The sequence below is a fragment of the Flavobacteriales bacterium genome, from assembly GCA_013001705.1.
In the GTDB taxonomy this organism is placed as follows: domain Bacteria; phylum Bacteroidota; class Bacteroidia; order Flavobacteriales_D; family JABDKJ01; genus JABDLZ01.
In genome coordinates, this window is sequence record JABDLZ010000114.1 from 1 (window position 1) to 3,218 (window position 3,218).

The 3,218-nt window shown below is 51.3% G+C and carries 3 protein-coding genes; 2 read left to right on the forward strand and 1 reads right to left on the reverse strand.

The window, feature by feature from the left end:
• On the forward strand, positions 1-403 hold a 403-nt coding region (locus HKN79_04710; protein ID NNC82858.1), incomplete at its 5' end, for a hypothetical protein.
• Here the strand turns inward: HKN79_04710 and HKN79_04715 are convergent.
• A complete protein-coding gene (locus HKN79_04715) occupies positions 396-1,154 on the reverse strand; it encodes a 1-acyl-sn-glycerol-3-phosphate acyltransferase (GenBank protein ID NNC82859.1) in 759 nt (252 codons plus the stop codon). The two genes, HKN79_04710 and HKN79_04715, sit on opposite strands and share 8 nt — an antisense overlap.
• A gap of 174 nt (positions 1,155-1,328) precedes the next feature.
• Here HKN79_04715 and HKN79_04720 point away from each other — a divergent pair.
• On the forward strand, positions 1,329-3,218 hold a 1,890-nt coding region (locus tag HKN79_04720; protein ID NNC82860.1), incomplete at its 3' end, for a sulfatase-like hydrolase/transferase.

Below are 3,218 nucleotides of genomic sequence, written 5' to 3' on the forward strand. Positions count from 1 at the left end.
CCCCCAGACCATGAAAGGCAATTGGACACAGACCCTCGTATTCACCATCCTCGCTCTCGTACTCGGATTCGTCCTGGGTAAAGTGACCGGTCATACAGGACCCCATCACGGGGATAAGATGGAAAAACGCATCTTCAAAAAGCACATGGGCGATGGCGACCACATGGTATGGCACGATGAGGAAGGCGGTGAGATGGAGATCATCAAGATGGATGGAGGCATGGATGATATGCAAAGTGCCGTGGAGAAACTGGAAGAATCCGGTTTCGAAGGAGATACTCTCATCGATGGCGCCAACATCAGCATCTCACGCGATGGAGATGAGGTGAGCGTAGAGGTGAAGAAAGAGATGGAAGGCGATGGACCCCGCACGGAGATCCGCATAGAGAAGGAGATCAAGTGATCTCCTCCTTGGGATAGGGGATATACCATCCTTCGCGCATCTCTTTTATCGCGGCTTCATTGAAGTGCAGGAAACGGGAGGCCAGTTCTTCAGGATCCTCACTGCGCAAGGGCTCGCCAAAAGCCACTTTGATGTACACGGACTTCTTGCCGAAGCGGGTATAGAAGTGCTTCACAAAACTGATGCCTCCGCGCCAAGCGTCCAGAGCATGCTTGTATTCCAATGCGACCGGATGGATGGCATATCCGTTCTTGGCCGCATCACGGAACATACCCATCTTCAGTTCACCCAACTCAGGTCCGGGATAGATGGTCCCTTCAGGATATATGAGAATGGAGAATCCTTTTGTCAGAAGATCATTGATCTCCTCACGGGCAGCTTTACGACCTTCTTGTGTGCTGCGATCCACATAGACCACTCCTGACATCTTGGCCCCTACACCTATGATGGGCCATTTACTGATACTCGCTTTGCCTACGGGTACGGCCCATACGTGACGCAGCACGGGTATAGGGTCGAAATAGGAGCGGTGATTGCACATCAACAGGCCGGCCTCGCGCGGAAACTCTCCATAGTACTCTATACGCACTCCCAAGGTCGGGATCAACCAACGCAGGAAGTGGAGTCGATAGCGCAATGAGCGCTGAAGGTCGGGACCTTTCAGCATGGTCATGAAGGCTATGCGCAGCATCATCCACCCTCCGCCCAAGAAGAAGGCCAATGCCCGATATGTTCCGCGAAGAATCTTCAAGGCTTCCAATTTAAGCCGATCGATCGAACTGGAACAGGATGGGCTCACCGGTGTCGACTTAGTTCTGATGCTGATGTCGAGACGTGAGATACAATGCGCTGAATAGCAAGCAGGACAAGGGGTTTGAAGGAATTGTCTAGGTTTGTATGGAGCGGCCAAACACTTTCTTGTACCATGCGCGATGCGATCCTGACAGGGATACTCTCTGTCCTTCTTTGCTTTCAATCCCAGGCCCAGTCCCCGAATTTCGTCCTGATCTTCTGTGACGACCTGAGTTTTCTCGGTTCCGAATGGATGGACCAGGCCATCACGCCCAACCTCGATGCCCTGGAAGCCAGCGGGGTGAATTTTACCAATGCTCACGCCAATGTGCCCATCTGTGCACCTTCCCGCGCGAGCGTCTTCAATGGACTACAAGCCTATAGTTCGGGCTTTTATGGCCACGATCAACTGCAGAATGAATTCAGTCAGCATGCCGGATTCTCGGGTGTGACCACTCTATTCCAGCATCTACGTGACAATGGGTATACCGTCAATGCGACCGGGAAGATCTTCCATACCATCGAGGATTCGCACGATTATTTCAGCGAATACCATGATATGAATACGTTCAACGGTCCCTATCCCTGGAATGGATTGGACTATAGGAATGATGGTTCACCGGTGAGGAACTCACATCCTTCAACACCCGCATCGGTCACGGCTACTGGCCAAGGAGTTGCCTCTCTAGCTGAAATTCCTTCCTATCCGGATTATACCGGTTGGCTCTTAGGCCCCGAGCCGTATATGTATACCAATGACTCGGTCAGGGATCTGATGACAGATGAGAAGGCGGTCGCTTATCTATGTGACCTTTTAGCAGAAGAGCATGAAGATCCATTCTTCTTCACGGCCGGCCTCTACCGTCCTCATAGTCCGTTCTATGTCCCGCAGAGGTACTTCGATCTATATCCGCTCGATCAGGTGGATATCTCACAGGTCAAGAACTATGACCTAGAAGGAGTGTCCACGTCCATGATCAGCAATAACATGTCCGGCATGACCGGCTTCAGACATTTCGATGATTTTACCAATGCGAGTATGGACAGTGCCGATACCGACTGGTGGCTCAAGCGGAACCTTCAGGGATATCTCGCCAGTGTATCCTTTATTGATGATCAGATTGGCAAGGTCATGGAGGGCATAGTCAACAGTGAGTACGGAGCGTCCACCTATCTGATCGTCACCAGTGATCATGGTCTCCATGTGGGAAGACGGAACTCGATGGGCAAGAACCTCCTCTGGTCTGCGTCTACACAGATTCCCTTCATCGTAGCTGGGCCCGGTGTCCCGACCGAGGTAACAGATGATCGACCGATATCACTCGTAGACCTCTATCCCACATTGGTCGATATGGCCCAAGTGGGTCCGCCATCCCACACCTTGGATGGACATAGCTTAAAAGAGATCATCTATGCTCCGGAGACAGGTGTGTGGGAAGGCCCGGATCATGCGATCAGCGCTATAGGCGCCCATGATGACACTCCCTTGTTCACGCCATCCGACATTCAGAATCAACACTATTCCATCGTGGATTCGACCTATAGGTTCATACTACTTTCCTCAGGCGAGACGGAGCTCTATGACCGCATCAACGATCCGAAGGAACAACAGAACCTCACCAATGACCCAGCATATCAGAGCGTGAAGGAGGACCTCAAAAGTCGATTGATGAATGAGGTAGGACTCTCCATCGATCGATCTATGGCCATCGATACGCTGGATGCATTCTTCTATGGGGATTTCGAACTGGGGTTAAATGCGTGGACGCCCTTGTTGAAAGAGGGTTCTACCGCCACCTACTCCACCGTTGATGATGGGACCAATTCAGGGAACAAGGAACTCTTGGTGCATGTACAATCCCTACTGGACGATAATTCAAGCAATGTACAGCTCGTAAATTCCTGTCTATCGATGGACCATGACAAGGATTATCGCCTCTCGTTTAAGGCCAGAAGTGCGACTCCCGGTGAGCTCAAGATATTCTTGAAACGGAATGGGAATCCCGATTACAATGAATTGGCC